This window comes from Actinomycetospora sp. TBRC 11914, assembly GCF_012933465.1.
In the GTDB taxonomy this organism is placed as follows: Bacteria; Actinomycetota; Actinomycetes; order Mycobacteriales; family Pseudonocardiaceae; genus Actinomycetospora.
Genome location: NZ_JABBND010000058.1, coordinates 1 through 500 on the forward strand (window position 1 = coordinate 1; position 500 = coordinate 500).

Consider the following 500-nt stretch of genomic DNA (forward strand, 5'->3'; position numbering starts at 1 on the left):
TCGGGGACGCGGAGGCGACCGTCGCGGGGCCGCGGCTGCGGGTGTCGTTGGAGCAGCGGCGCGGCGCGTCGCCGGTGGTGCGCTCGTTCGCCGCGGTCCCGGCCACCGTGGTCACCAACCGGGAACTGACCGCGCGCGCCGGGCAGCCCGGGGGCCGGTCGGTGCGCCACGTGGAGGTGGCGCTGCCGGCGGGCACCAGCTACCGCACCGGGGATCACCTGGGGGTGCTGCCCCGCAACGACGTGGGCTTGTTGAACCGGGTGATCGCCCGGTTCGGGCTCGACGCCGGCCAGTTCGTCACCATCGACGCCGCCGCCGGCGCCCCCACCCACCTGCCGACCGGGACGCCGTACCCGCTGCTGGGGATCCTCGCCGGCTGTGTGGAGCTGCAGGACGTCGCGACCCGCCCGCAGCTGACCGCGCTCGCCGAGTCCCTGCCCCCCGGCGCGGCGCGGGATCACCTGGCCGGGCTCGCCGCGACCGACGAAGCGTCCCGGGCC

Annotated in this window: 1 pseudogene; it reads left to right on the forward strand. The window is 77.8% G+C overall.

The window, feature by feature from the left end:
* Positions 1-500: pseudogene (locus HH311_RS30805) on the forward strand (cytochrome); the annotation flags it as partial.